Here is a 25,466-nt window from a genome sequence, read left to right as displayed (position 1 = left end):
TCGCTTTGTTGTGCTCAAGCTGCCCGAGGCGCTTTGCCCTCGAATGAGGCCATTGTACTCGTGAGCGTTGGTAGACGCGAGTCACAGCTTTCGATTGGGTGAGACAAAACGGCCACCTCGTCGGATTGCGAACTTGCACTCCGCGACCTCCGCAGCACCAACAAGCTGCTCTTGCGCTGGCTCGTCAAATCGAGGCCGGCAGGCGGGACCCGCTTCCTATCGCTGTCGATATGTTTGAGGGGAAATGCCCTCGGCGGCTGGAAGATCGCCGAGGGCATCGTCTGGGCTTGGAGAATGGCGGGACCCAGACTGACAGGATCGTTTGGGGGATGAGGAACGACGATCCTGTGTCAGAAGGCCGGCCGGTGCAGCTGGCGTTGTTGCCTACGCTGCAACTGCCATGCCAAACCTCGGTTCGTGCGACGCTCTTAGCGATTGGCGACACCATCGTCAGTTAGAACCGGTTAGGAGCAAATGCATTCATGGGCACGTGCATGTTGTTCCGCATTCTCCACTGCAAGCGCATCTTGACCGGCCGTATGAAAGCGTGATCCCAATGTGTTGCGGTTTAGCGTTGCTGCCGATCGGAATTGCGACCCGGTCTGGTCTGCAGCCTCACAGGTGACTCGGTGCATCCCTGCCTCGTTGGGCTCTCGAGGCAGGCGCTATGGATGGGCAGCGGCGCGACGCAGCGTCCAGCTTCAGAGCGAAAAAGATGCTGTGGGCTCGCGCCAGTCAATGCGGCCAGCCGATCACCCATGGCAGAACACGGCGCTCGATTCTGCGCACGATCTTCGAGCTCCTCGCTAGGCGGCTTGACGGTCATGAAGATCGCTGCTCATTCCAAGATCTGATAGCGCAAGAGCTGGGAAAAATAACCGAGCTTCTCGGTTATTCTGCGTACGAATTGCAGAAGGGTGAAGCGGGAGGTCAAACGCAGTGCGAGGTTTGTCGTGTCCGAGACAGTAGCGAACGACCTTGTCGCAACTTTCGCAATCATTGTGTGTCGCGCAAAACAAGGGTCGTTGCAGAAACGGACGTTGCGCGTCTGGTGCGCAACTTGCTTTACAGAAGTTGGATGGTGAGCAAGTGATGCGGCAGCAGAAAGATCGTGATGAGAGCAGAAGAGGTTGAAGTTGATCGAGGAGGCTGCTCTGGGCGCGAAGATAATATCGCTGATCTTCAGCGACGACAATCACTATGGCGCTCGCTCATTTTGCCTGCCTTGGCAAGCGCGAGTGGGGATCATAAGCATCACTTGGTTGATGCGACGTTCAATCGTAAGAGATTGTGGGTTGCGATGTGCTCGCATCTTGTCTCTTCTCAGATGAAGCACATTGTTCACAGGATAGGCGCATGAACACAGAAACCGAATTCGAGCTTCCTCAACTTTATAGGCATCATGTATTTGCCTGCAACACGCAACGTCCGCCAACTCATCCGCACGGGAGCTGTGGCGCCTCCGGCGCGCAAGCCCTGTGGGATCGAATGGCCAAGGCGATCGAAGCGGAAGGCCTCAACGATATTGGCTTCACGATGGCAGGCTGCCTTGGCTTTTGTAACTCTGGTCCCTTGATGGTCGTCTATCCCGATGGGGTGTGGTATCGCGCGGCCACGCCTGAGGATATTGACGAAATTGTAAACTCCCACCTCAAGCAGGGAAAACGTGTCGACCGCCTTGTGATGGTGTTAAAGCGAAGCTAGACGCCTCGATTAGCGGCCACTTGCCCGGGCTAGCAAGCATCGACGGCTTGTCGGCGATGAGCTGGCTGCTCGGAGGTCAGATCGCCTGAGATTGAGCGTAGCTATCACGCCCCGGATGAGAACAGCATTCATTGACGTTTCCGCGCGTGCCGCCCTTCTTCTCCGGCCCTATCGGCAAATGGCGCCTTTGCAACGCGCGCATCCTAGGTCAATCTGTTCGTGTACGGTCACTCCATGCCGCGCGATTCGTAGCTCACAGCAAGATCTTTGCTGCAAATGGCGCCGGCGTTTCGCGAAATGACGCGCCCTTGACGCGTCATCTCGCTCTGCTTGCACTGCGGTGAGGTTATTGGACGCGCGGGATGAGCTCGCCGCGTCCGGGTTGATCAAGCGGATTTCTCTTTCTGGTCCTGTTCTAGCGTCAGAACTTGTAAGTGACGCCGCCGCTGACGAGCCATGGATCGATATTCGCTCGCCCGGTGACGGGAATCGAATTGTTTACGGTCGCGGAGTACTCCGGCCGCAGCCATAGCTTCTTCACGTCAAAGTTGAGGCCCCAGTTACGATTAAGCATGTAATCGAAGCCGAATTGGACCGCCGCGCCGAATTGGTTGCTGATGCGCAAATCCGTTACGGCAAGACCGCCGAGCGACGTATTGGCTGCCGATTGGTTGAAGAATGCGGTGTAGTTGATGCCCGCGCCGATATAGGGCTTGAGCGCGCCGAGATCGGTGAAGTGATATTGCAGGGTCAATGTTGGCGGCAACAGCCAGGCTTTGCCGATATCGAGGCCAGTGAGAGCGCCATTGCCGCTGATGTGATGGCTGGTCACGCCAAGAATGAGTTCGGCGGCAACGTTTCGCGTGAAGAAGTAGGTGATGTCGAGCTCGGGTATGGCTTGATCGCTGATCGAAAGCCCAGAACTTGGTGAGGACAGCGGGGGCACCCCGGCGACCCTGACTGAGCTGCCTGCGGTATCCGGCAAAACGCCAAGCACGCGCAGGCGTATCATCCATGGATTGAAGGGTTCGATCGGGGGCGCTTTATAGTAGATCGGCGCCCGGGCCAGATCTGCAGCCTGTACCGGGATGCTGGCCAACGAGGTTGCTAGCGCGAGGAGTGATGCCCTCGTCAGAACTCTCCTTGTTCTCATCGAATTCTCCATTCCAAAAAAATCGCGCGAAGAGCCGCGCGAGATCTCTGTCACACAAGGCTACTGGCGGAGATTTGATGCCGATCAAAATGGAGCGAGCAGAGCGCAATTATGCCGCTAAGTTGCATAAGGATCACGGTCACGAAGCGTCGAGATCTGTTCTGATCGTTATTCAATTCAAGAGAGCCCGGTCTCTTCAAGAAGCCGCAGAAAGCCGAGAGTGGAAAGCGTCATCTTTGGCTTATTGGGCGCCCTGGGGGAGGCTTCTTCGTTTCCTCAGGTTTGCGGACACGCGTGGGGTTTGATTCGTGCAGGCATCCCTCGAGATCTTCTTGCGTCTTGCGGCCAAGCAGTGACAGCGCGGACTCATGATCGAGCCGACAAATCGTGCCCCGCCTATGTCGATCAGCGGTCGGATCGCCCCCCATCAATGCGGGTGCGCTTGCCGCGTCGATAGTATCGGGATTGACTTCGCCTGACTTGTACGTGCCGCAGCTCGGTTCAACCAGGAGCCGACGGGCATATGGCCGAAGAACCTACGTAATTCCTCCCCGTCCCATGGCTCCTTCAAAGATGTCTTGGGCTATCACGTCGGGGCCGGCGGACTTCAGCGCTTGAATCTGGCGCGCGTTAGTGGCGCAGCCGGGCTTCTGATAGAAGATGATTGTCGCCACGACATACCTATGTAGGCGCGCCGGAGCTGAACGATTGGCAAGCCGCGGCTGCTTCGGGAGACCGTTCAATTTCTTCAAAGTCAGCGCACCAAGCGCCGTACCATGTATGCAACCTCGCCGCTGGTGCGCCAGGTTTCGGGCCCGACTGGCATATTCACTATCCTGAGATCGGAGCAACTTCCGTTCCACAACTGAAGCCATCGGAACAGGCGCGCCAAATCGGTGTTTTCGCGTTGATGATTGTAGTCGTTGTTAGTTTTCTGACAGCCGCGCAGATCCTGTTAGATCCAAAACAGCCAGGACCTTGCTCACCAGCTTGTTGGTTTTCGGAAACGTAATCAGAAGGTTAAGGAGCGCGGTCAAGCGTTGGCACGGCGGTTGCTAAGAAGCGGCAGCAACACTGAGTGAGGGCTGAGTGCACGCCGACGCGTAAGACGAGCGATGTGCTCCTTCCCTTAAACCCGTGTGCCCCGTTTCTGAGAGAGAAACAAGCTCGCGCGCAAGAAGCGCGCAACTTTGGCAAATCGGTTGATGGAGAGCAACATGTCTTCACTGAGACAAATCGCGTTCTACGGGAAGGGCGGCATCGGCAAGTCGACCACTTCGCAGAACACGCTGGCGGCGCTGGCTGAGATGGGTCAGAAAATCCTGATTGTGGGGTGCGACCCGAAAGCGGACTCGACCCGCCTGATTTTGCACGCCAAGGCGCAAGACACGATTTTGAGCCTTGCCGCGAGTGCCGGCAGCGTGGAGGACCTCGAGCTCGAGGACGTAATGAAGGTCGGCTACAAGGACATTCGCTGCGTGGAGTCTGGTGGTCCTGAGCCGGGTGTCGGCTGCGCCGGCCGCGGCGTCATTACCTCGATCAATTTCCTGGAGGAGAACGGCGCCTACGAAAACATTGACTATGTCTCATACGACGTGCTCGGCGACGTCGTTTGCGGTGGCTTTGCGATGCCGATCCGCGAGAACAAGGCGCAGGAAATCTATATTGTGATGTCCGGTGAAATGATGGCTATGTATGCCGCGAACAATATTTCCAAGGGAATCCTGAAATACGCAAACTCTGGCGGTGTGCGGCTGGGCGGTCTGATCTGCAATGAGCGGCAGACCGACAAGGAGCTGGAACTGGCGGAAGCGTTGGCCAAGAAGCTAGGCACTCAGCTGATCTACTTCGTGCCGCGCGACAACGTGGTGCAGCATGCCGAGTTACGCCGCATGACGGTGCTCGAGTATGCACCCGATTCCAAGCAGGCCGATCACTATCGCAATCTTGCGAACAAGGTTCACAAAAATGGCGGCAAAGGCATCATCCCGACTCCAATCTCCATGGACGAGCTCGAGGACATGCTGATGGAGCATGGCATTATGAAGCCCGTGGACGAATCCATCGTCGGCAAGACCGCCGCCGAACTCGCGGCCTCGTAAAGGTCGCGAGTCGCGGCCTTGCGAAGGCGCGCGACGAATGCCGGTCTCCCTCACCGCCCATCCCGGGAGGCCGGCATTCTGACGATCGACCCTGATCAAAACCGGGATGCGGCAGCGCAAGCCAGACCATTGTGGAAACTCGCAAAATTATGTCCGAAGCGCACTTCCTTCCGTGTGCCGTTGAGGCCAACAGTCAGATGCACAAGGGAATTGCAACCTACCGCCTACTCACCGGTGTGCCTCCTGCAGATGCCGATATTGCCATCGACAGCAATTTCGATTGCCATGTCTTAGCGTCTATCTTGGCGGCTGCCACAATGGATGGGGGCTCCCTTCCCGAGAAGGCCGGCCTGTCCGGCCTTGAACTGGCGGCCTTGCTGGAGCAGTACTTTCCCTCGCTTGAGATCAAGCTCGCGGAGCAGCTCTCGGTTTTCAGGTGCGAAGGGGACGAAGAGATCGCAATGCTGCGCGATCTCTTGCTCAAGCAACGCTCGACGGAACGGGATATTGGCCGCTGGCTGGCTGCCATGATAGCGCGGCGCGCCATTGAGCCAGGCCATCTGTGGGAAGCTCTCGGCTTGCGCAATCGCGGCGAACTCTCCCGGCTGCTGAGCCGCCATTTCGCGCCGCTCGCCGCGCGCAATGTCAACAATATGCGCTGGAAGCGCTTCTTCTACCGCATGCTTTGCGAGAATGAGGGCCTCGTGATGTGCACGACACCCGTGTGCAACCAATGTGACGACTTCAACATCTGCTTCGGCGAAGAAAGCGGTGAGAGCCGGATGGCCGAGCGCCGGCGGGATTTTCTGTTGCAGGCCGCTCGGCCGGTCGTTGCCGGCGACTGGCCATCTGAGCTGCCACAAGGGTCCGCGATCGCATCATCATCGGAGAAAGCCTCGCAGGATTTGGTAAGCCGCGCGGAAGGTTGAGGGCGCGGCCGACGCCGTTTCGAGCCAGCGACCATGTGTCCAAGGCGGCGGCTCAAGTGCTCCGCAACAATTCTCACATCCTGGCGTGCCGCAACTGCACTAAAGTTCGAACTCGGCGGGGCAATAGGCAAGGCGTCCGCTTCATGAGCCTGTCGCATTTACGACAATCGATTTGCTGAAGCTTAGGTAGATCAAACCATGAGGAGCTCTCGCGTGATTGCCGCTAGCACCGCCGCAAAATCGTCTTGGTCCGACCAGGTGGGCGCCAAGCCCACCGTGCTCAACGACACGACATTACGCGACGGCGAGCAGGCACCTGGCGTTGCGTTCACCACAGAGGAAAAGCTAGCGATCGCGCAGGCGCTGGCGCGGGCCGGAGTCACGGAGATCGAGGCGGGAACGCCGGCGATGGGCAACGAGGAGATCTCCGCCATTCGCGCCATTGTCGAAGCAGATCTTCCGCTGACCACCATAGGCTGGTGCCGGATGCGGGAATCGGATGTCGACGCGGCGATCGAAGCAAGGGTGTCCATGATCAATATGTCGATCCCGACCTCCGACGTCCAGATCGCGACCAAGCTAGGTGGTCATCGCGACCTGGCGCTGGAACGGGTGAAGCGACTGGTAGGCTATGCCTGTGCGCGCGGACTTGAGGTCGCCGTCGGTGGTGAGGACTCCTCCCGCGCCGATATCGATTTTCTCATCAGACTGATGGCAACTGCAAAAGCCGCGGGCGCGCGTCGCTTTCGTATTGCAGATACGCTCAGTGTGCTCGATCCCGACGCAACCTACGTGCTGGTCAGGAATTTGCGTGCGACCACCGATCTCGAACTCGAATTTCACGGTCACGATGATCTCGGACTCGCAACCGCCAACACGCTCTCCGCTATCAAGGCCGGCGTGAGCCACGCCTCAGTGACCGTCATCGGGCTGGGCGAGCGCGCCGGAAATGCCCCGCTCGAGGAAATCGCGGTCGCACTCAAACAGCTCTACGGGCGCGAGACTGGCATCATACTCCCGGAGCTCGAGAACGTCGCCGCGGTGGTAGCAGCCGCGGCCGCACGTGCGATTCCTGTGAACAAGGCCATCGTCGGAGAGCATGTATTTACGCACGAATCCGGCATTCATGTCGATGGCCTTTTGAAGGATCAACGCACCTATCAATCGCTTGATCCCGTTTTGTTTGGCCGCTGCAACCGCTTTGTGATCGGCAAGCATTCCGGACTTGGGGCGATCACCGCGTTACTCGATGAACTACAGCTCGTCGCCAGCGCCGATCAAGCCAGACAGATTCTGTCGCAAGTCCGCAAATATGCCATCGAGCACAAGCGCTCGGTCGAGCGCGAAACCGTGGCGGCGATCTGGCGCGACGTGTGCGGATGCCTGGCAACCCACCCCGCGTGAAAAGCCGTGTCCAGCAGCGTTTGCATAAACAGACGCGCCGCAAGATGGCGTCCGATATCGCTGATGGGCCCGCACGGCGTCCAGCTTTCGCACGTCAGATCCCCTGGCGCGATCTCATCTCCAGATCTTACTTCCCGTTCCGCCATACATGCTGTGACCTCCTACCCAATGGCGAGCCGCCCCGCACTGCCAATCGGCGTCTTCTCGCGCTGAGTTCCGGTCCGGCGACCGTCCTGACGAGCGTCAGCCTCGATCGTGGTTTGGCCATTGATCCCGCCAGCAGTTACCGTCCAGAGCTAATCCGAAGGAGAAGTTTTCATGATCAACTCATCCCCGGCAGCCGGTATCCTGGATCGGCTCAGCAAGGCCTCATCGGCGGAGGATTTTTTTTCGCTACTTGGCGTCGATTACGACCCTAAAATCGTGAATGTCGCGCGCCTTCACATCTTGAAGCGCATGGGACAATACTTTGCAAAAGAGCAATTTGCTGGTGCCGCAGAGCCGGAAATCAGAGCTCGGTGCAAGGCGATGCTGGAGCGGTCCTATGCGGATTTCGTGGCATCGTCACCGATCGACCAGCGAGTGTTCAAGGTTTTGAAGGAGGGGGCCGCAGACCCTAAGAAGGCGACGGCCTTTGTCCCATTGAGCGAGCTGAAGTGATCTAGCGTTCCACTGCAAGATGTGCCCGACGGGGCACCGTGGCAACCCGATGGGCGGCCTTCGTCTTTATCCGGGTCAGCTCTCTGCAGTTATCACCCGAGCGGCGGCTGTCGTATTCCCGACCCATGTCCGGACTGGTCGTGTCCAGGTATCAGCGGATTTCAAGTGTCTGCCAAACCATTACTTTCGACTGACTTTCAGTGCTTTTTGCAACTGGTACGACACTTGCTGCTGTCCTGCCGACCCGATCGTCGATGCCGACGGATGGTAGTCGTCCGAGATGAGATTGAAGGAAGACCCATGATGCTGCTTTTAGTGCCTGCCGAGCCCTGCGCCATCATCTCGTCGCCTACGATCGCGCCAGGTCCGTTCGAAACGGTCTTTGACGCGATCAAGGCTCCATATGGACGGTGAGATGGTGGTCAATGGATAAGTCGCCCGTTCGCGCTACACCTGGAGAGGGTATGCACAGCGTCGTCCGCATCAAATCGGCCCCGGATTTCGCTCAGATTTGTATCCACCTCGTGGCGGATAGCAACATGCGTCAGGACGAGGGCCAACGTCGGCCCATACGGGCTGTCCGCGCTGGAGGCTCGGCATGGATCGCGTGACAGGTGCGTTGCCGGTATCGCGCTCGTCGTCACAGTCAATGTGGACTGGTGGGCCGAAACTGAGGCGCAGGTATTGCGCAGCGAACGGAATCGCCAATTCAGGCATGGAAGCGAACGGTCAGAATCACCGCGGCGTCCTGGCCACCGCGGTGCCGCTCGTCAAACGCGGCGCGCAAGCGTTCAGTGTGGAAGACCTCGCCAGATCCGGCCGGACCGGTACGTCTATCGCGACGACGCGTCTTGTTGTGAGGCCGGTCGGACCAAGCAGACGGGGCAGAGCAGCCGGCCACTTGCTGACCAAAAGTGATCTTCAGTTAAGGAAGCTAAAAAGCAACCTGTGGCGCGGGCGCGCCTATCTTTGAGGGGAATTTAGAGTATGAGCAATGTCACCAGAACGGTCATGCCGACGCCGGCCGGGCGCGCAGCAGCCAAAAAAGAACTGCCGGAGCACTTCAAGGCGTACAAGCACGTCTGGGTCTTCGTCGAGCTGGAGCGTGGCCAAGTGCATCCGGTTTCATGGGAGCTCATGGGTGCGGGCCGCAGGCTGGCCGACAGGCTAAAGGTGAATCTTGCCGCTGTCGTTATCGGTCCGGAAGGGCAGCACACACGTAACGCCGCGCTTGACGCCTTTTGCTATGGCGCCGATCTGGCCTACCTCGTGAGCGACAACGTTTTGTCGGATTACCGAAACGAATCCTATACCAAAGCGCTAACCGAACTCGTCAACACCTACAAGCCCGAGATCCTGTTGTTGGGGGCGACGACGCTCGGTCGCGATCTCGCAGGTTCCGTGGCGACGACTCTGTCGACGGGGCTCACTGCCGACTGCACCGCGCTCGACGTCGATGCCGATGGTTCGCTCGCGGCGACGCGTCCGACCTTTGGCGGCTCGCTGCTCTGCACGATCTATACCTTGAATTATCGTCCGCAGATGGCAACCGTCCGCCCGCGGGTCATGCCGATGCCTGAGCGCGTCGTACGCGATGCCGCTCGTATCATCGTCCATCCGCTCGGTCTTCTCGAAGATGATATTGTCACAAAGGTATTGTCGTTTCTACCCGACCGCGATGCAGAAACCTCCAATCTGGCCTACGCCGATGTCGTGGTTGCGGGCGGCCTGGGACTGGGATCGCCTGAGAACTTTCGGTTGGTGCGCGAGCTCGCAACTCTGCTTGGCGCTGAATATGGCTGCTCGCGTCCTCTGGTACAAAAAGGGTGGGTTACGTCTGACCGGCAAATCGGCCAGACGGGGAAAACCATCCGGCCAAAGCTCTATATTGCCGCCGGCATTTCCGGAGCGATTCAGCACCGCGTTGGCGTCGAGGGCGCGGATTTGATCGTCGCCGTCAATACTGACAAGAATGCTCCGATCTTCGACTTTGCCCATCTCGCGATCGTCAGCGACGCCATCCAACTGCTACCCGCGCTGACGGCCTCATTTCGCGCCCGCCTTTTGCCGAACTCGCGCGCCCGAATCGCGGTCTAGAGGAGATGATGATGATTGAAGAGAGATTTGATGCGATCGTGGTCGGAGCCGGTATGGCCGGCAACGCGGCGGCATTGACCATGGCTAAGCGCGGCATGAAGGTGCTGCAGCTCGAGCGGGGCGAATATCCAGGATCGAAGAATGTGCAGGGCGCCATCCTCTATGCCGACATGCTGGAAAAGCTGATCCCAGAGTTTCGAGAGGAGGCGCCGCTCGAACGTCACCTGATTGAGCAGCGGTTCTGGATGATGGACGATCGTTCCCATGTCGGCATGCACTACCGTTCAGACGAATTCAACGAGGAACGGCCGAACCGGTACACGATTATACGCGCCCAGTTTGACAAATGGTTCTCTTCCAAGGTGCGGGAGGCTGGCGCGACCTTACTGTGCGAGACGACCGTCACCGAGCTCGTACGGGATGAGCGTGAAAGAATCGTCGGTGTTCGTACAGATCGCCGAGACGGCGAAATACATGCCGATGTCGTCGTGCTGGCCGAGGGGGTCAATGGCCTGCTCGGGACGCGCGCGGGCCTGCGCGCGCGGCCGAGACCCGACAACGTTGCGCTCGCGGTGAAAGAGATGCACTTCTTGCCCCGCGAGACTATCGAGGCGCGCTTCAATCTCAAGGGCGATGAAGGCGTCGTGATCGAGGCGGTCGGTACCATTTCCCGCGGCATGACCGGAATGGGTTTCATCTATGCCAACAAAGAGTGCATTTCGCTGGGCATCGGTTGTCTCGTCGCCGACTTCCAGCGCACGGGCCAGACGCCATACGGCCTGCTCGATCAATTCAAGGGCCATCCCTCCGTGGCACCCCTGGTAGCAGGGTCCGAAGTCAAGGAGTACTCGGCCCATCTCATTCCTGAAGGCGGGTACAAGTCGATCCCGCAGCTTTATGGGGAAGGCTGGGTCGTAGTGGGCGATGCGGCCCAACTCAACAATGCCATTCATCGTGAGGGTTCCAATCTCGCGATGACTTCCGGCCGCATCGCTGCCGAAGCGATAGGTCTGGTGAAATCGCGCGGCGAGCCGATGAGTGCAGAAAATCTGTCGATCTACAAGAAGATGCTAGACGATTCCTTCGTCATCAAAGATCTAAAGAAGTACAAGGATTTGCCGCCCCTAATGCATACCCAGTCACAAAACTTCTTTCTCACCTATCCGCAGCTCATCTCCAAGGCGATGCAAAACTTCGTGCGCGTCGATGGTACGCCCAAGGCTGAGAAGGAGAAGGCGACCCTGAAATCCTTTGTCAAGGCGCGGTCATGGGCGGGTCTGTTCGGTGATGCTTGTCGTTTTGCCCGGGCCTGGCGCTGACCGCGACAGTTGTGAAGCCCAACAATGGAAGGTCAAAGTATGAATGTCGAATTCCCAGTCCGCGTCGAAGACAAGCTGTATTATAATCGCTATCTTGTCGACATCGGTCACCCTCACGTCAAGGTCCGTGCGCACACGACGCCATCGCCGCAGCTCCTTGCACTTTTGAAAGCCTGCCCCGCGCGATGCTACGAGCTAAACGACAACGGCCAAGTCGAGATAACAGTTGACGGCTGCATCGAGTGCGGTACCTGCCGCGTGATCGCCGAGCCCACCGGCGACATCGAATGGAGCCATCCGCGCGGCGGATATGGAGTGCAGTTCAAGTTTGGCTGATAGTGGAACAGGCCGTGGTGCGACCGAGTTAGGCGATAGGACTTCACCGCATCATTGGCGCATTCCGCGTCACTTGCGCGGCGCCGGGACGTCGAGCAAGACCCTCTTCGGGGGGACGCTGCACAAGCCATAACGTGCAGATGTGCCGCTCGTTCGGGAGCCGCGAAGGACTGGTTGTGACCTCACTGAGTGGCGCCACAACGCAGTCAACCGATGGTAGAGGAAGGATCAGCCCCTCGCCTGAGAGGGGGCAGGCCCAGCGGCCTCGATTGCGATTGCCACTGACTGCATGATCGCGGCAAAGCGCACGGCGGTCTGGATCGCTTCGGAATTGACGCCCGCGACTCTGAGTGTCTTCTCATGGGCATCGATGCAGGCACCGCAGCCGTTTATGGCGGAGACCGCAAGCGACCACAGCTCGAAATCGGACTTGTCCACGCCGGGATTGCCGATCACGTTCATACGCAGCCGTGGCGGCATCGTTTTGTATTCCGGGTTGGAGACAAGGTGAGCGAAGCGGTAGTAAACGTTGTTCATTGCCATGAGGCTGGCTGCGGCTTTCGCTGCGGCAATCGCCACAGATGTCATCACAGCGGACGCAGCCGATTCCATCGCGGCAATCAGGACTGCATTGCGAGTGGCAATCGCGCTCGCCAGCAGCAGCCCGTATTTTCGTTGTGGCGAAAGCGTCTCATCGGCCATCAAGGAGGTCAAGTTCAGCCTGACATCCTTCGCGAAATCGGGAATCTTGTCGCTTAGTTGTTGGATCGAAGACATGCTGCCTCAAGCAACCTTCAAGGTTTCGCCGCCGATTTCCCTGTTGCAAGGACAGAGCTCGTCGGTTTGCAGCGCGTCCAGAACGCGGAGCGTGTCCTTAGGACTGCGCCCGACGTTGAGATTGGTCGCATAGACGTGCTGGATCGTATTTTGGGGGTCAACAATATAGGTGTAACGATAGGCAACCCCTTCGGGTGAACGCACGCCAAGACCGTCGACGAGCGTTCCCTTTGTGTCGGCAAACTGCCAGATTGATAGTTTGTGCAGGTCGACATGTGAGCGCCGCCAAGCGAGCTTGCAGAACTCATTGTCAGTCGAACCACCCAGTACCACCGCGTCGCGGTCGGCGAATTCCTTGGAAAGCCGGGCAAACTCAGCGATCTCTGTCGGGCAGACGAAGGTAAAATCCTTGGGATAGAAGAAGATGATCTTCCATTTTCCTGGAAAGCTCGCTTCAGTCAGCGTCTCGAATGCACTCTGTCCTCCTTCTTCCTGCGCTTGAAAACCGGGCTTCACGCCTGTGATTTCGAACGGCGGCAACTGACTTCCAATTCCGAGCATGCTGTCCTCACAAGTTCGCTCTGTGTAGAAGGTGGCTTCACTGTTGAAGCAAGCTATGTGCCATGCGTTCTCAGGAGTGGAGTCCAGCGGCTTTGATACGGGCATACCCGGGCGCTTGGAGCGTTGATCAGCGAGAAATTTGTAGCCAAGCTCCCTTCCCACAGTCTTGTACGCGGGCGCTGGCCAGGCGGTTGGCGGCGACACGGCAACCAAACCTGAATCTTAGCAATCTCGTAGTCGACCGGCAGGCATTGCAGAACCGATCGAGGGATTGATGTCGGCTTGAACTGGTTAGCGCCTGCGGCTGGTTGAACTGCGACGTCTCACTGTCGAAGGTTCGCAAAGGTACGTTCGCGAGGAATCACGTGGTACGGAGCGTGGGAGCGGACGCCGGAGCTAAGGCTGTTTTCGGAGGGCGAAAGAGCCTGATGCGCGATTTCGGAGACGACGTGCTCGACAGTCTCACTGTCGTCATCAGGTCGGGGTCCCCAAATAGCCGCAGCTGGTGCTGACGCTGCGCGCCACGCGCGTTGAGATCTCGCGCAATCACTGCTCCAAGGATTGACGATCACAAGCGGTAGCGTACCACCGCCCGAGGTGAAGGTTCGACAGTCGCGAAGGCATTTTTCTGCAACGGCTGTCAGTACTGGTAGGCCCACGAATTCGGCGCGCAGGCCCGCCCCGGCCGTCGCTTTTGTTTGGCGAATTTGTTCATCACGAGAAGATCGATCTTGTTGCGAAGTGCCTGGGAAACGACAGCTGCGGCCTCGGCAAGCCCATTTGGATCGAGATTACAGGACAGAGCTCCGGCTGCCGAGTGGCTGGGAAATCGAGATCTCTTGTCCTGTCGCAACGTCGATTGCGAGCATGATGTGCGTGTCAATTGCGCACCTCGCGTCTAGCTGCACGATGCCGCCGATGCGTACGGCTTGCTGCGCGATATCCTCAGCGAAATCAGCGAGTAGCCTATCCACATCGTCTTTTAGACGGTAGCGAATAGCCCCGACACTATTCGGATCTATCTCATCCAAATCATCGATCGCGTCCGGGTTCCTTTTGATGTGTTTCTCGTATCCGGGCACGGCTGTCGAACGCTCTCATGCGGATCGCGGCAGGCGTTGCAAGCACCGATCGGCAGCCTCGAACGGAACGGCGCGCGCGATCTCCGCAAACACCTCCGCTCCATTGCTGAGCCGTAGCGCATCAAAGGAGCGCCGCGTGATGCGCGCCAAAAGCGGCACGCCAGAACGGCCAGTTTCTAGAGCCAGAACCAAGGTGACCTCCGCCTCGTCGAACGGCAGAAAGGCTTTGATGCGTGCCGGAAATACATTGAGGATAGAGCTTGCACGTGGGGGCTCGCACGCGATGCTGACATCGCCGGCTGCGATGCGCAGCCGCAGCTGCGCGCCCGGTCTAAGCGGCACTCCAGGGATCAGAAGGCGCGCCCCGTTGAGGTGGAGCATGATCAGCCCATAGCGCCCGTCATAGCCGCCGACCAAGGTATCAAGACAGACTGCCGCTTCGCCGCGCCCAGCTAGCGCCGGATCGCTCTGAACGACGTTGAGCGGCCCGGCCGTAGTCACGACGCCATCTTTCATCATGACAAGATGATCGGCAAAACGCTCGATATCGGCGTAATCTTGGGTGATGTAGATCATCGGCAATGGGAGCTTTTCCCGCATGCGATCGAGAAATGGCAGGATCTCGCATTTGGCGGCGCGGTCGAGCACAACGAGTGGATCGTCCAGCAAAAGTAGCCGAGGCTGGCCCAACAGTGCGCCGCCAAGGGCAAGTCGCTGTCGCTCGGCGGCGGAAAGATGTGATGGCGAACGCTCGAGCAGCGGCGACAAGGCGAGCAATTCGACCACACCGTCAAAATCGATTAGTGTTGGTGTCGATGTTGACGCCTTGTATAGGAGGGTGCGCCGTACAGTCCAATGAGAAAGAGGAATTGGTGGTCGGAATACATATGCGACGGGACGCAGATGAGGGGGTCGAAACGTCGTCTCATCCTGCCAAATCTCTCCATCGACCGCACAAAATCCAGTCGGCACATGCTGCACGCCAGCGATGCAGCGCGCGAGTGTGGTCTTCCCGCACCCGGGCGGACCAAAAATTGCCGTGACGCCTTTGGCCGGCAGGCTGAATTGCGCATCTAACGGAATGTTCGCAAGAGAGCCGTTGAACGCAACCTCAATATAGCCCGTTTTTGCTTCTCTCATGAACCTACGCCTGTGCGGTGTCTTCCCATCCAAGTCACGAGCACAATCGCTGCGATAGAGATGATCGCCATGCCTCAGATAATCCGGCCTGTGCCGCTCCAGCACGGCGTCTCTGCTCGCCTGAGGGCAAGAGCTGCGGCGGCGGACTGCAGATCTGTGTTAAGATCAGAGGCTTCTTGAGCATCTCCGCGCCGCGACGATCGTGACAGTCGGACGCTGCCCAGTGCCCTTGCCAATGAGTGGCAAAGCGCCTGTCCCTTAGCGCGAGGTTTTCAGCCTGCTTCGGCGGCCCCGGGGCTTTTGCTGAATGTCCAAATTGCGCGCCTTGAGAGGTTTGGCGGTGAAGATGTCGGCTCAGGCCAGAGCTGAATACTGGCTCGGGGCCGGAAATCCGCATCAAGGATCCCACGGCTTTGCTAGCCGATTTGAAGTTTGCGCCGGGAGCGACGGTCATGGCTTCTGCATTCTTGGGTGCGAGCGGCATCAAAGCCAGATCAATCAGGATGAATCGGATAAATCTCATTGAAACTCCGCTTCCCGCGCCCCTTCTTTGGCGGCGACTGGTTGGTCGCTACCCAGCAATCCGCATGCCGTTTCAAGGAATATCTGCGCGTTTTGCGGAAAGGGAGGCTGTGTCTCAGTCTCCACCAGACATCTTAAATCACCACATCTTCTTGTAGGACTCTGGACGCTCGCGTCACCATTCGCACATGTAGGAGCTATCAGTTGGAAGCTGAGGATGATCCATCGCCTCGTGGATTCGGGATGGTGTTTGGCAACATGCGGCCGTAAAACTCGTCAATGAGGGACAAGTGCATGCCATCCGATCTGGCGCACGTTCCGATCTGTGCGGAGGAGAAGGTCGGGGGCCGGGCGCTTGGAAAAATGGCTGATGTGAGATGATATGCGGTGCCCGCGAGCTAGGGCAGAACGTCTTGCTAGCAGCACGGCTTACGGACGTATTTCAGGGCGCGCGGGCCTTCGTTGCCTCGCGAGTCGACGCAGGATTGAGCTGCCCGAGATGGATGATTTGACCGGCCCCCAAAGGAACTCTGGCGTCGCCGACGAGCGGGTTGGGGCTCGAGGCCCGCAATTTGAGCCTGCTGAATGCTCCAGCTTGGACCGCATAGCGTGTCGCTATCGTGAAGGCCTATTTGTCTAAGGAGGGCTTTGGCGTTGCAATGGTGCGCGTGGGCAGTATCGGGTACTCGATCTTCGGCAGCTGTCCGGTGAGCGAATTCAGAAAGGCGACAATTTCGTCAGTTTCTTCATCGCTGAGCTCTGCTCCAAGCTGAACCTCACTCATCACGCCGACCGCTTGCTTAAGACTCCAAACCTGACCAGAATGGAAGTAGGGCGGGCGCAATGCGACGTTGCGCAACGGCGCCGAGCGGAAAACATACTCGTCGCCGAGGTCCTTGGTGACGGCAAAACGACCTTTGTCCTCCTTTGGAAGTTGGCTTTCGGCTGGCCTTTTAATGATGCCGAAGCGAAAATAATCCTGTCCGCCGACGTTGATTCCGTTGTGACAAGAGGAGCATCCCTTTTCGATGAATAGCTTTAGCCCGGCTTTCTGTTGATCGTTGAGAGCATACTCATCGCCCTTGAGGTACTGATCGAAGGGGGCGTCGGGAGTAATCAAGGTCGCCTCGAAAGCCTCGATGGCCTTGGCGAAGTTTGCAAACGTAAGCGGCACCGCTTCGTTGGGAAAAGCCTTACTGAACATAACGACATAATCGGTCATTGAATTCAATGTGCTGAGTACGCGATCGGCCGTCGCGTTCATTTCGGTGCTGGCCTGGACAGGGCCTGCTGCCTGCGCCTTGAGATCCGCCGCTCGCCCATCCCAGAACTGCGCCACGTTGAAGACTGCGTTATAGACTGTTGGCGCACGACGAGACCCCAGCTGCCAGCGATGACCAATCGATCTCGGGCCGGCATCTACCCCGCCCGTCCCAAGGTTATGACACGTGTTGCAGCTGATAACTCCGCTTGCGGATAGCCTCGAATCGAAAAACAAGGATTTGCCAAGCGTGACCTTTTCATGGGTGATAGGATTGTCCTTCACCGCTGGAACGACTGAAGGAATCGGCTTGAAAATCCGCTTGGCGGCGCGCATCAGATCCTCATTGGCGCCGGCTGCTGGGGAAACCAGAATGGCTGACGCCACAACACTTAACCTGCAGGCCCTGGAAAGCTCGCTTAACACTATTTTCCTCATGTGATGTCTCGCTTTTCTCCTAGATCCTGGAATCGCAAACATAGCGCTCGGTCCGCGTCCGCCCGCAGAACGACGTGCAGCAGTCAACGAATGGTGTCTTCCGTATGCTGGGCTAGGCTGCACCCAGGCCGACGCTCCGCCGGTGCTATAGCAACCGGCGTGCCAGGGGCCCAACGGCGAAGCCTGCCGAGCTGGTTTCATGCAATTGCGCACTGTGATGCAGCAAGCGGCTTGAGACTGTCGAATTGACGGTACCTGACGGGTGCGACGAATCATCATCCAGCCACAGGAATCCTGGCCTGTCGGTCCAAGCCTCCGTGCTTCCCGGAAAACTCACCCGTCTTTGACTCTGCAGGTCAGCTGGCTGAGACCGCGAACAAAGCGAGCTGCGCCGGCGCAGCTTGTCGTTGCTCGCCTCGATGCGTGCGCTTTGAGCCTTCAACCCCCACACTAAGCTGATCGCCACCAACATCGGTGACGTTCCTACCCGCGGGCAGTCGGTCAGGCGTGCAGTTGTTGGGAGTGCGTCCTACTGCCACCAATGTGGGTATGCAGTTTCATCACGTATTCACACGTGCCGGACGCTCAAAGTGCTTGAATCGACCGTGGCGTCAGGTTGTAGGCATTGCGAAGCAGAACGCCACCGGTGAGACAGCATCGCCACACATGCGCTAAACGGCCGATCTTTGTCGTACCTCCGTCTTCGCAATGAGCGTGTTGCGCGTGGCGAGACGATGATTCGGAGGCCGTAATCATTGCGGCTGCCCCTTAACAGGCACGATCATGGCTGCCGAGGCGCCCAATCCGGCAAACAGATTACGCTCGCGGGGTAAAGAACAATAGTGAAGGATATGCGGCTTAAGACAGGTTTGGTGAATCAAGAGGGACGAATGAGCTGGATTTGCAATGCGCATTGCTGTGCATCCGCCCTCGCTGCGATCGTGATCGCGATCGCAGCCACGTGGTGCACAGAACAAGCTCGTGCGCGAGATCGTGGGGCCGAGCAAGTCTTAATGTCATGCAGACTAGACGTGATGCGCTTCTGTGACCGCTTTAGAGGGCCTAGCGATGTGGAGGTAGCAATCTTTTGCCTTAGGGACAATTTCAAGAATTTACGCGGCGAATGCCGCCGCATGATGCCAATTGCGGCGGAGAGAAACGAAGGACCAAGACGGCGTCTCAATAGGCTTCCGGTCGTCCTCCATCGAGAGTGAGGCGTCCGAGTGGCACTTGCAGAAACTGAGCGACAGTGAGGTGTTCAGACCTATGGGCCAGAGTTTGGCCAGCGTGGCCGAAAGTCGATCGGGCTGAAGCATCAGCCGGTCGCGCCGCAGTTCATCTATCGGGGGGCTGAGCTCCGTGAACCGATTAGCCCCGATCAGCGATCGATGTGCGCCCACGCGTGATACGAGATTGCAATGCGCTCTGAACTTCAATTTCGTACTGATCAGTTGCGCGCTTCAGCGCTGCAGCGATCCGCCGACTTTGGGCCCGCCGCGAGATTGCCATCGGCTTGGTCGTAGCTGGTCGGAAGGACAATCTGCGTAACTGCGGTGGTTACGGCAGGACATCTGCAGGAATTCGTGCTGCCCATCAATCTATGGCGTTGTGGTCGGCAGCCAAGTATTTTCCGGCAGGTGGCTAAATCGGCTATAGTTGGCAAAGATCGCCGGCGTGTTAGCTTTGGAGGTTTGTTCCATCGCTGTCTTCCAGCTGGGGATTAGCTTGGTCTCGACTACGGGGCTCAAGGACAGATAGAGCTAGGAAATCTCGCTTGTTAGCGGCCGGTCGACTTCCCGAAGGAACCGCTTGATGCCATTGCGGCGTTCTCGATGCGCGCTTCAGGCGAGTCGCTTCGCCCGATCGTCGTGCTCTTGGCCGAATACACTTTAGGGCTCAAGGTCAAAGGAAACGCTGTCGACAAGAGCCGTTCAAAGGCAGAAAGCTGTTCAAGCAGACGCTTCTCAACGGCCTTGCGCTCAGGTAGGTCCCTTTTAAGAGATCGACGGCAGCGCCAGATTTCGTTCCGCAGCCATCTGATCTCACTTAATGTATCATCAATTGAAGTCATCACAGATGTAGTTCACTTTGTCCCTGGAGTGTCAAGCATGGCGATCGTCAGGCGCATCGCAGAATGGAGATCGATAGGGCGGCCTGCTGATTGCCAGCTTTTGGACGATGGCCAGGAAAGCCATTTGAACCGTCGGCACGGGGCGCCGGGCCAGCCATTGTCAAGTACACTGACCGGTTGGAGTCGCGAGATGGCATGGATGATGGAGAGATATAGACAGCAGAATATGGCTGACCTCAGCCGTAATTCGGTTTTTAGCGGTCCAGCGAAAGCGCGCTCGGTGAACAGCCGCACTCGCAAGCAAATCCAACGGAATAGACGGTTCTTATTCGGCAAGAGGCGATGACCGGCAGCACTGATGGCCGCACAGAGCGCTGCGGTGGGTCTTATGTCCCTTTCAAACCAGCCTCACGAGGGCGCTAGGCGAAATCGATCGCGCCAGCGACATCGTTGAATTCTCAATAGTGGTGTTCACGCGCGACAAGCAAATGCGCAACGCCGACCATTCGGTGTTCCAGCAAAAGGCGGCGGCTGAGTTTCGATCTAATTTCTGCCGAGTTTCCAGGAAAGCATTCGCGCCGGAAGATCGTGGGGCTACGCCACGACCTGCAACGCGTTGAGCCGAAAGGCCGGAAGTCAGGCGGGCCGGGACGTTTGCGACGACGTTCTGATTGGGAAGGTCGGAATTAGGGGCGCTTTCCATATTTGCAGCATCATTCGGTCGGCACTCCAAAAGAGCGGAATGCCGCTGTGGAGCTATAAGAATCGTGCAGCTCTCGCTATCTGAAGCCGTGCGCCTGTGCTGAGGAGAAGCGGTCCGAGCAGTGAGGTAACCGACCAAATAGATCTCTCGATAGCAGCGTTCAACGGGCATGAAGCTGCAGTGTCGAAGATCACTACCCTTCGCAGCGACACTCTCGCGACGCGGTGGCCAAAGATTACAGAACTGAACAAAAAATCAGAAGGACTAGGTCTTGAGCGAGGCGGAGAATGAGGTCGTCAAGCACATGCTCTCGTCATTGACGACCAGCTTGTTGCAGACTCGTATCGCGCCCTCTGACGAGCAGGTGATGCATCATTTTTGGTTAGCCTGCGAGAGAGCGGGACTGATCGCGTCGGAGGAGATAGCAATACGGGTCTTGGCACGTGTCTCACGCGAGATCAACGAGGCACAGTCGATGCTCGAGTTCATTGGTCGCGGCGCGGATCGACTACATTGAGCTCGACATACAGAAACTCTGTGTCGCACCAGTGCAGATGCATCTGTTCGATCATTCAGTCGAACGGGGAAGGGTCAAGTGCCGCCTCATCAGCGCTTGCCCGTCGAGATGTGCGACGGTGAGCCGAGGCGGGGTGCGGGTCTTCGTAGCCGATGTCAAAATGGCTCGGAACTCGTCACCGGAGAAATTTGGCGAACCCGTGTTGTTAACCTCGGGTGCGCGCCGCGTCTCGTAGCCATGGCCGAGCGGCGTTAGGCGCGATGGGCTGCAAACTATTTATGTCAGCTATTTTGCGTAAGCGTTTGAACGTAGCGGGAAGTGGGGCCGCCTCGCCGCAAGCGACAGCAAAGTTGCCGGCCTAAGCGTCCCGCTGCCGGCGTGCCGGCACCCGACACCAGTCGACCCAGCTCGAAGTGATTCGTCTGCGGAGCGCTGAGCTAAACTTGAGAAATTGATGGGGGCCGTCCAGTTTCCTCGCTCCGCGGTCCGTCAGCTTATCGACAGCTGCCTCTCGTAGCATGAACGTCGCCCGGCTCAACGGGCGTAGATCTGGCAGGGGACACCGGGATAGACTCCAATATCAACCGATCCACGAGCGAGACTTCGCCTGGGTTCGCTGCACCCTCTGAAGTTACTCGATAGCACTCGCAGCAGCGGTTCGCGCCGGCGGTGCGTGAGACCTCATTGCAGTTAGCCGGCGGAGCGTCATCCAAGGCGGGGGTTACCGGTTCTAGATGCGCCGCCCCGGCGCGTTCGCTTCATTTTGCCACCGAAGAGACGACATCCATGAATGCAGAACAGCTTGGCGCTGGTACTCCTTCAGCAGCTTCCGATTCGGAAAGCTCCGAACAGGGCTCTCCGGCCGCATCGCAGTGGGGAGAGGCCTTGACGGACGTGCAGGCGTCCGCTGCCGAGGCGGCTGCCTCGCAGGATGAGGTGTTGGCGGACTGGGCTGCCGAAGACGGGCAGGGGCAACATGAGGACCGGCAACAGGCGGTCAGTCGAACGAGGGCTTGGCGTGGCACGGGTGATCTCAATGAGCCGCTAGATCTGTCGTCTCTGTCGCTGACCGCCTTGTCGGCGTCCATTCTGGCCGGGTTGCGCCGCCTGAATGTGGACAACAATCAGCTGACCAGCCTGCCCGAACCCCTTCCAGCAACGCTTCAGGAGTTGGACGCTAGCGGTAACCGCCTGACCCACCTGCCCGAGCTTCCAGCCGGGCTCCAGCGTCTGAACGTCGACTACAATCAGCTGACGAACCTACCCGAGCCTCTTCCCGCCGAGCTCGAATGGCTCAGCGCCAGCCACAACTGGCTAACCAGCCTACCTGAGACGGTCCCGCCCGAGCTGCTGTGGCTCGGCGCCAGTAACAACCAGCTGACCAGCGTGCCCGAGACCCTGCTGACGCAGCTAACCCGTGACTCGAGCGTTGATCTGGAGAATAATCCGCTCGCCGATTGGGTGCAGGCCGGCCTGGCAACAGCGATGCATGCCGGACACTATTCCGGTCCGCAGGTTTTCTTCTCGACCGCGGATGGAGCGGTAGAAGTTCAGCCACGGTCCCTGCAAGAGGTTGCCGCCGATTGGCTCGAGGGCGAGCCCACGGCAATGGCGACTTGGCAGCACTTCGCCCATGAAGCGGGGGCCGCGGACTATGCACGCTTCCTCGACAGGCTCCGGGGCACCGTGAACTATGGCAACGAGACGTTCCGACAGGCCATCGCCGAAGATTTGCGGCAGGCAGCCGTCAGGCCGCGTTTGCGCGAGCAATATTTCGAGTTGGCTTCGGGAGCGAACGCGAGCTGCGAAGATCGCATAACTTTGACCTGGAACGGCATGCAGACCGCACGCCTGAACGCTGATGTCGAAGACGGCGTCTATGACAGGCGACTGGGCGAACTGCTCCAACACGGCCGCGTCATGTTTCGCTTGGAAGCGCTGGACGGAATCGCGCGCGAGAGGGTCAACTCGCTTCGTCGTGCCGATCCCGACGCGGACGTCGATGAAATCGAGGTCTACCTTGCCTACCAGACCCAGCTGCGCGACCCGCTCGAGCTGCGGCACATTGCTCCCGACATGCGCTTCATGAACGTCTCTCACGTGACAGAGGACGATGTGGCCAGCGCCGCGGCATCGGTGCGGAACCAGGAAGCGGCGGAATTTCCGGACTATCTGGCAACGCGCTGGCAACCATGGGAAAGCGTGGTGAGGCGCATCGCGCCCGAAGATTATGCTGCCATGCAGGAGCGGCTCGTCGAGGCGATGGCCGAAGAGTTTGAAACCCGTCTAAATCTCCGACTGGCCGAGGAAGGTTTGACAGGCGATGCCGATGCCGAGCGGGTGCTCGGAGCCCAGATCCGAAACGAGATCGCCCGCGAGATCAAAAGCGCGGTCATGCACCAGGTGCTCGGCAAACTCGGCTTTGATCTATGAGCCTCCTGGGATGGAAGGACCCGTCGATCCGCCTAGCCGCCAAGGTGAAGACAGTTCGATCCTTTCGAAGACGCGCGTGTCTACATGAGCCATTCGGCGAATGAGCTGCCGTCAATTGCCGGTCCCGTGGTCCGTGCGGACGATCACGGTAAAAATGCGCAATCCACCTGAAGACTCGTATACCGCAATTCATGCGCTCGCTTCCCTTTGAGAACGTCATCGAAGACTACTCATAGGCCGGACGAATAGATGGCGAGCAGATCGGAATCTCAAGTAGCCCTTGTGCAACGTAGGCTGTCGATATCCGTCCCACGAGATCGATAGGACTTTCGCAGCATGACGCTCGAATCCAGATCGCGAAACATGCTGTAATTCCGTCGGATCCATTGATGCAGCTCGGTGGACCAGTCCTTCTCGTTGCGCAGATATCCGGTGAAGGAAAAGCTAAGTCGGTCTATATACCTCTTGAGGAACAGCGGAAGCGCGGGAATCCGAAGCACTCGCTCGTCATCCATCGCTTCGGGTAATCCGCCGCGCAGCACGAATTCATTGTGGACGGTGACCAGCGACGCCGGCGGAATTCGCCGCCGCAGCATTTCGTAACCGCGAAAGGAGATGCGGTCATCGCCCGCAACGAAGAGGATGATAGGAGCGACATAGCAGCGCTCTGTCTCCTTCATGAAGCCGATCTCCTCGCACATCTTGAAGAATTCGTCGAAGGCGTGAAAGCCGAGATCGATTACCTTGGGTACCCGATCGTGGATGACAAGAGGGTCCATCAGCTGCATCTTGCCGTAGGTGTCGATCACATCCGCGGTCTCCGTGATGTTGGGGAGGTAGTCGAGCAATGATGGTTCTTTCAAGTTGACATCAAACGACAGCACTGTGCCGTTTTTCAGCAGCAAGAACTCGCTCATGGCCCGAGCGATGAGAGTTTTACCGACCTGCGGGCTAGGAGAGCAGATGATGTAGATGGGGGTCTCAAACATAGCCAGCAGATCAATTTCGTTTCGTACGTGGGCCCGACCTGAGCCCGCTGAATATGCGACTACTTTTCGCCTGCCCGGGTGGCGGACTTGGCGCCGGCCAATTCCGTCAAGTTGATGCGATCAAATTCGCTCCAGACATTTGCCAGCCAGTGCCGGACATAGCCGCGCAACACGAAGGAGTTGTTCGCGGGTTCATCGTTCCGCCCCTTGTTTGCTACGAAGTCTACGAATGGGACGGACGCGACTTCCACCTGCTCATAGGCCATCTCGTTAAGCTTCGGTATGACCAACTCAGTCGCATGTTTGATGCGGTGAAAATAGGAATTATATGTCGCTTGATCCCACTGGAAGAATTGAGTGTCATTGATGAAGTTCTTGACCAGGTAGTATTTTGCGCCGCTCATGAAGGTCGCGGTTTCGGCGATCTCGTCTAGCGAAGCGATGGATGATCCCAGGATATGGAACACGGCAAACGTGATCTGGCCAGACCGTGCCGAGTCCAGAAATCCGATGTCGCGCAAGGAAGCCAGCGCAGAGGACAGTAAGCCTGCGCGAGCATCGATGACAGTGACGGACAGCCCTGAGTTCAGGGTATCGAAGATCTTCATCTGGTCCGCCGTCGTCGTCATGTCGACGATCTCGGTGATCCCGGGATAAAAGCGCTTCAGCGTTCCCCTCGGCGACTCCGTGTCGAATGCGCGTGTTTGCACATTGTTGACGCTGAAGTAGTCCAGTAGCGTTCGTGATACGGTCGTCTTGCCGACTCCCCCCTTGTCCGCACCGACCACAATTACAACTGGCTTAACCATGGAAATCTCCTGAGACACTCGCTATTGCCGCGCGCAAAGTGCGCAACCGGCGCGTCTCTGCTTTGGGTGCGAACATGGCAGAAAGAAGGGGCAATGAATCTTCGATGCGAGAGCTCTGCAACCGATGAATGTTTTCAACATCAAGCGAGTGACGTCCTTGGATCCCGACGACGATGCAGGCCGAGAATTGGGAGTAAATCACTTGTACTAGTGATCTATGTGAGGTTTGGGTGGCTGGAATGCGCGCCGCCAAGCACCAACGGTCTCCCTGTGGTGATCGGCGATCGCCTATTGCGACCCTATCTAGATTGGCATAAAGCGACCGAATCTTACGTAGCGTTAGATTGCGAGTTAGGGGAAGAAAAAGGGCGGTCCTACGCGATACGACTATGGCTTGGTAATTCATCGTAAATCATCAAAGGTCCGCTGGATCAGATCGTCGTCTTTTCGGCAGACAAT

20 protein-coding genes are annotated in these 25,466 nt (G+C 58.0%); 10 read left to right on the top strand and 10 right to left on the bottom strand.

Annotated features, from left to right (window positions below):
- Positions 1–838 precede the first annotated feature (838 nt).
- Entirely contained in the window at positions 839–1,195 is a 357-nt protein-coding gene (locus BRAGE_RS55160) for a hypothetical protein (protein WP_141263294.1), read from the bottom strand.
- A gap of 161 nt (positions 1,196–1,356) precedes the next feature.
- Here BRAGE_RS55160 and BRAGE_RS0131440 point away from each other — a divergent pair, with 161 nt between their 5' ends.
- On the top strand, positions 1,357–1,704 hold the full coding sequence (locus tag BRAGE_RS0131440; protein WP_027563345.1) for a (2Fe-2S) ferredoxin domain-containing protein: 348 nt from the start codon (positions 1,357–1,359) through the stop codon (positions 1,702–1,704).
- Between the two features lie 421 nt (positions 1,705–2,125).
- On the opposite strand, the gene BRAGE_RS0131435 is transcribed toward BRAGE_RS0131440, so the two are convergent.
- Complete coding sequence (locus BRAGE_RS0131435; protein ID WP_051378213.1) at positions 2,126–2,869, bottom strand: OmpW/AlkL family protein; 744 nt, start codon at positions 2,867–2,869, stop codon at positions 2,126–2,128.
- A gap of 1,205 nt (positions 2,870–4,074) precedes the next feature.
- On the opposite strand from BRAGE_RS0131435, the gene nifH reads away from it, so the two are divergent.
- From nifH to BRAGE_RS0131395, 7 genes are all read left to right on the top strand, one after another.
- A complete protein-coding gene (gene nifH, locus BRAGE_RS0131430) occupies positions 4,075–4,959 on the top strand; it encodes a nitrogenase iron protein (protein ID WP_027563347.1) in 885 nt (294 codons plus the stop codon).
- A gap of 149 nt (positions 4,960–5,108) precedes the next feature.
- Entirely contained in the window at positions 5,109–5,888 is a 780-nt protein-coding gene (locus BRAGE_RS0131425) for a nitrogen fixation protein NifQ (RefSeq protein ID WP_028146451.1), read from the top strand.
- A 213-nt stretch (positions 5,889–6,101) separates the two neighbouring features.
- Positions 6,102–7,292, top strand: coding sequence for a homocitrate synthase (gene nifV, locus BRAGE_RS0131420; protein WP_430642212.1), 1,191 nt, complete (start codon positions 6,102–6,104; stop codon positions 7,290–7,292).
- A 318-nt stretch (positions 7,293–7,610) separates the two neighbouring features.
- The gene (gene nifW, locus BRAGE_RS0131415) at positions 7,611–7,952 is read left to right on the top strand and encodes a nitrogenase stabilizing/protective protein NifW (protein WP_027563350.1); all 342 of its coding nucleotides are present in this window, start codon (positions 7,611–7,613) and stop codon (positions 7,950–7,952) included.
- Between the two features lie 987 nt (positions 7,953–8,939).
- A complete protein-coding gene (locus BRAGE_RS0131405; protein WP_027563351.1) occupies positions 8,940–10,049 on the top strand; it encodes an electron transfer flavoprotein subunit alpha/FixB family protein in 1,110 nt (369 codons plus the stop codon).
- A gap of 11 nt (positions 10,050–10,060) precedes the next feature.
- On the top strand, positions 10,061–11,368 hold the full coding sequence (locus BRAGE_RS0131400) for an FAD-dependent oxidoreductase (protein WP_027563352.1): 1,308 nt from the start codon (positions 10,061–10,063) through the stop codon (positions 11,366–11,368).
- A gap of 39 nt (positions 11,369–11,407) precedes the next feature.
- Entirely contained in the window at positions 11,408–11,704 is a 297-nt protein-coding gene (locus BRAGE_RS0131395; protein ID WP_027563353.1) for a ferredoxin family protein, read from the top strand.
- Between the two features lie 228 nt (positions 11,705–11,932).
- On the opposite strand, the gene BRAGE_RS0131390 is transcribed toward BRAGE_RS0131395, so the two are convergent.
- From BRAGE_RS0131390 to BRAGE_RS0131370, 6 genes are all read right to left on the bottom strand, one after another.
- Entirely contained in the window at positions 11,933–12,481 is a 549-nt protein-coding gene (locus tag BRAGE_RS0131390) for a carboxymuconolactone decarboxylase family protein (protein WP_027563354.1), read from the bottom strand.
- A gap of 6 nt (positions 12,482–12,487) precedes the next feature.
- A complete protein-coding gene (locus BRAGE_RS0131385; protein WP_027563355.1) occupies positions 12,488–13,042 on the bottom strand; it encodes a peroxiredoxin in 555 nt (184 codons plus the stop codon).
- Between the two features lie 640 nt (positions 13,043–13,682).
- On the bottom strand, positions 13,683–13,925 hold the full coding sequence (locus BRAGE_RS58070; protein WP_084334823.1) for a DUF2478 domain-containing protein: 243 nt from the start codon (positions 13,923–13,925) through the stop codon (positions 13,683–13,685).
- Positions 13,834–14,124, bottom strand: a complete 291-nt coding sequence (locus tag BRAGE_RS58065; RefSeq protein WP_051378211.1) for a DUF2478 domain-containing protein — start codon at positions 14,122–14,124, stop codon at positions 13,834–13,836. Before BRAGE_RS58065 ends, BRAGE_RS58070 begins: the two co-directional genes overlap by 92 nt.
- 15 nt (positions 14,125–14,139) lie before the next feature.
- Complete coding sequence (gene modC, locus BRAGE_RS50390; protein ID WP_051378567.1) at positions 14,140–15,264, bottom strand: molybdenum ABC transporter ATP-binding protein; 1,125 nt, start codon at positions 15,262–15,264, stop codon at positions 14,140–14,142.
- Between the two features lie 1,150 nt (positions 15,265–16,414).
- Complete coding sequence (locus BRAGE_RS0131370; protein ID WP_027563356.1) at positions 16,415–17,485, bottom strand: cytochrome-c peroxidase; 1,071 nt, start codon at positions 17,483–17,485, stop codon at positions 16,415–16,417.
- Between the two features lie 3,045 nt (positions 17,486–20,530).
- On the opposite strand from BRAGE_RS0131370, the gene BRAGE_RS0131360 reads away from it, so the two are divergent.
- Positions 20,531–20,776: a hypothetical protein gene (locus tag BRAGE_RS0131360; RefSeq protein ID WP_027563357.1), complete on the top strand. Its 246-nt coding sequence runs from the start codon at positions 20,531–20,533 to the stop codon at positions 20,774–20,776.
- Positions 20,777–21,562: 786 nt separating this feature from the next.
- Entirely contained in the window at positions 21,563–23,209 is a 1,647-nt protein-coding gene (locus BRAGE_RS0131355) for an NEL-type E3 ubiquitin ligase domain-containing protein (protein WP_027563358.1), read from the top strand.
- Positions 23,210–23,478: 269 nt separating this feature from the next.
- On the opposite strand, the gene BRAGE_RS0131350 is transcribed toward BRAGE_RS0131355, so the two are convergent.
- Both BRAGE_RS0131350 and BRAGE_RS0131345 read right to left on the bottom strand, forming a co-directional pair.
- Positions 23,479–24,198, bottom strand: coding sequence for a hypothetical protein (locus BRAGE_RS0131350; RefSeq protein WP_027563359.1), 720 nt, complete (start codon positions 24,196–24,198; stop codon positions 23,479–23,481).
- A gap of 59 nt (positions 24,199–24,257) precedes the next feature.
- Positions 24,258–25,007 (bottom strand): hypothetical protein, encoded by a 750-nt coding sequence (locus tag BRAGE_RS0131345; RefSeq protein ID WP_027563360.1) that lies wholly within the window; start codon positions 25,005–25,007, stop codon positions 24,258–24,260.
- Between the last annotated feature and the right edge of the window lie 459 nt (positions 25,008–25,466).

The organism is Bradyrhizobium genosp. SA-4 str. CB756, from assembly GCF_000473125.1.
Taxonomy (GTDB): Bacteria; Pseudomonadota; Alphaproteobacteria; order Rhizobiales; family Xanthobacteraceae; genus Bradyrhizobium; species Bradyrhizobium arachidis.
This window is presented reverse-complemented; position numbering and strand designations above follow the sequence as displayed.

Bases quoted from the DNA above. Each gene is read 5' to 3' on its own strand.
- BRAGE_RS0131350 (WP_027563359.1), bottom strand. From the start codon at position 24,198: ATGTTTGAGACCCCCATCTACATCATCTGCTCTCCTAGCCCGCAGGTC.
- BRAGE_RS0131400 (WP_027563352.1), top strand. From the start codon at position 10,061: ATGATTGAAGAGAGATTTGATGCGATCGTGGTCGGAGCCGGTATGGCC.
- BRAGE_RS0131385 (WP_027563355.1), bottom strand. From the start codon at position 13,042: ATGCTCGGAATTGGAAGTCAGTTGCCGCCGTTCGAAATCACAGGCGTG.
- modC (WP_051378567.1), bottom strand. From the start codon at position 15,264: ATGAGAGAAGCAAAAACGGGCTATATTGAGGTTGCGTTCAACGGCTCT.
- BRAGE_RS0131440 (WP_027563345.1), top strand. From the start codon at position 1,357: ATGAACACAGAAACCGAATTCGAGCTTCCTCAACTTTATAGGCATCAT.
- BRAGE_RS0131345 (WP_027563360.1), bottom strand. From the start codon at position 25,007: ATGGTTAAGCCAGTTGTAATTGTGGTCGGTGCGGACAAGGGGGGAGTC.
- BRAGE_RS0131370 (WP_027563356.1), bottom strand. From the start codon at position 17,485: ATGAGGAAAATAGTGTTAAGCGAGCTTTCCAGGGCCTGCAGGTTAAGT.
- BRAGE_RS0131435 (WP_051378213.1), bottom strand. From the start codon at position 2,869: ATGGAGAATTCGATGAGAACAAGGAGAGTTCTGACGAGGGCATCACTC.
- BRAGE_RS0131355 (WP_027563358.1), top strand. From the start codon at position 21,563: ATGAATGCAGAACAGCTTGGCGCTGGTACTCCTTCAGCAGCTTCCGAT.
- BRAGE_RS0131405 (WP_027563351.1), top strand. From the start codon at position 8,940: ATGAGCAATGTCACCAGAACGGTCATGCCGACGCCGGCCGGGCGCGCA.
- BRAGE_RS0131390 (WP_027563354.1), bottom strand. From the start codon at position 12,481: ATGTCTTCGATCCAACAACTAAGCGACAAGATTCCCGATTTCGCGAAG.
- BRAGE_RS0131395 (WP_027563353.1), top strand. From the start codon at position 11,408: ATGAATGTCGAATTCCCAGTCCGCGTCGAAGACAAGCTGTATTATAAT.
- nifW (WP_027563350.1), top strand. From the start codon at position 7,611: ATGATCAACTCATCCCCGGCAGCCGGTATCCTGGATCGGCTCAGCAAG.
- BRAGE_RS0131425 (WP_028146451.1), top strand. From the start codon at position 5,109: ATGTCCGAAGCGCACTTCCTTCCGTGTGCCGTTGAGGCCAACAGTCAG.
- nifH (WP_027563347.1), top strand. From the start codon at position 4,075: ATGTCTTCACTGAGACAAATCGCGTTCTACGGGAAGGGCGGCATCGGC.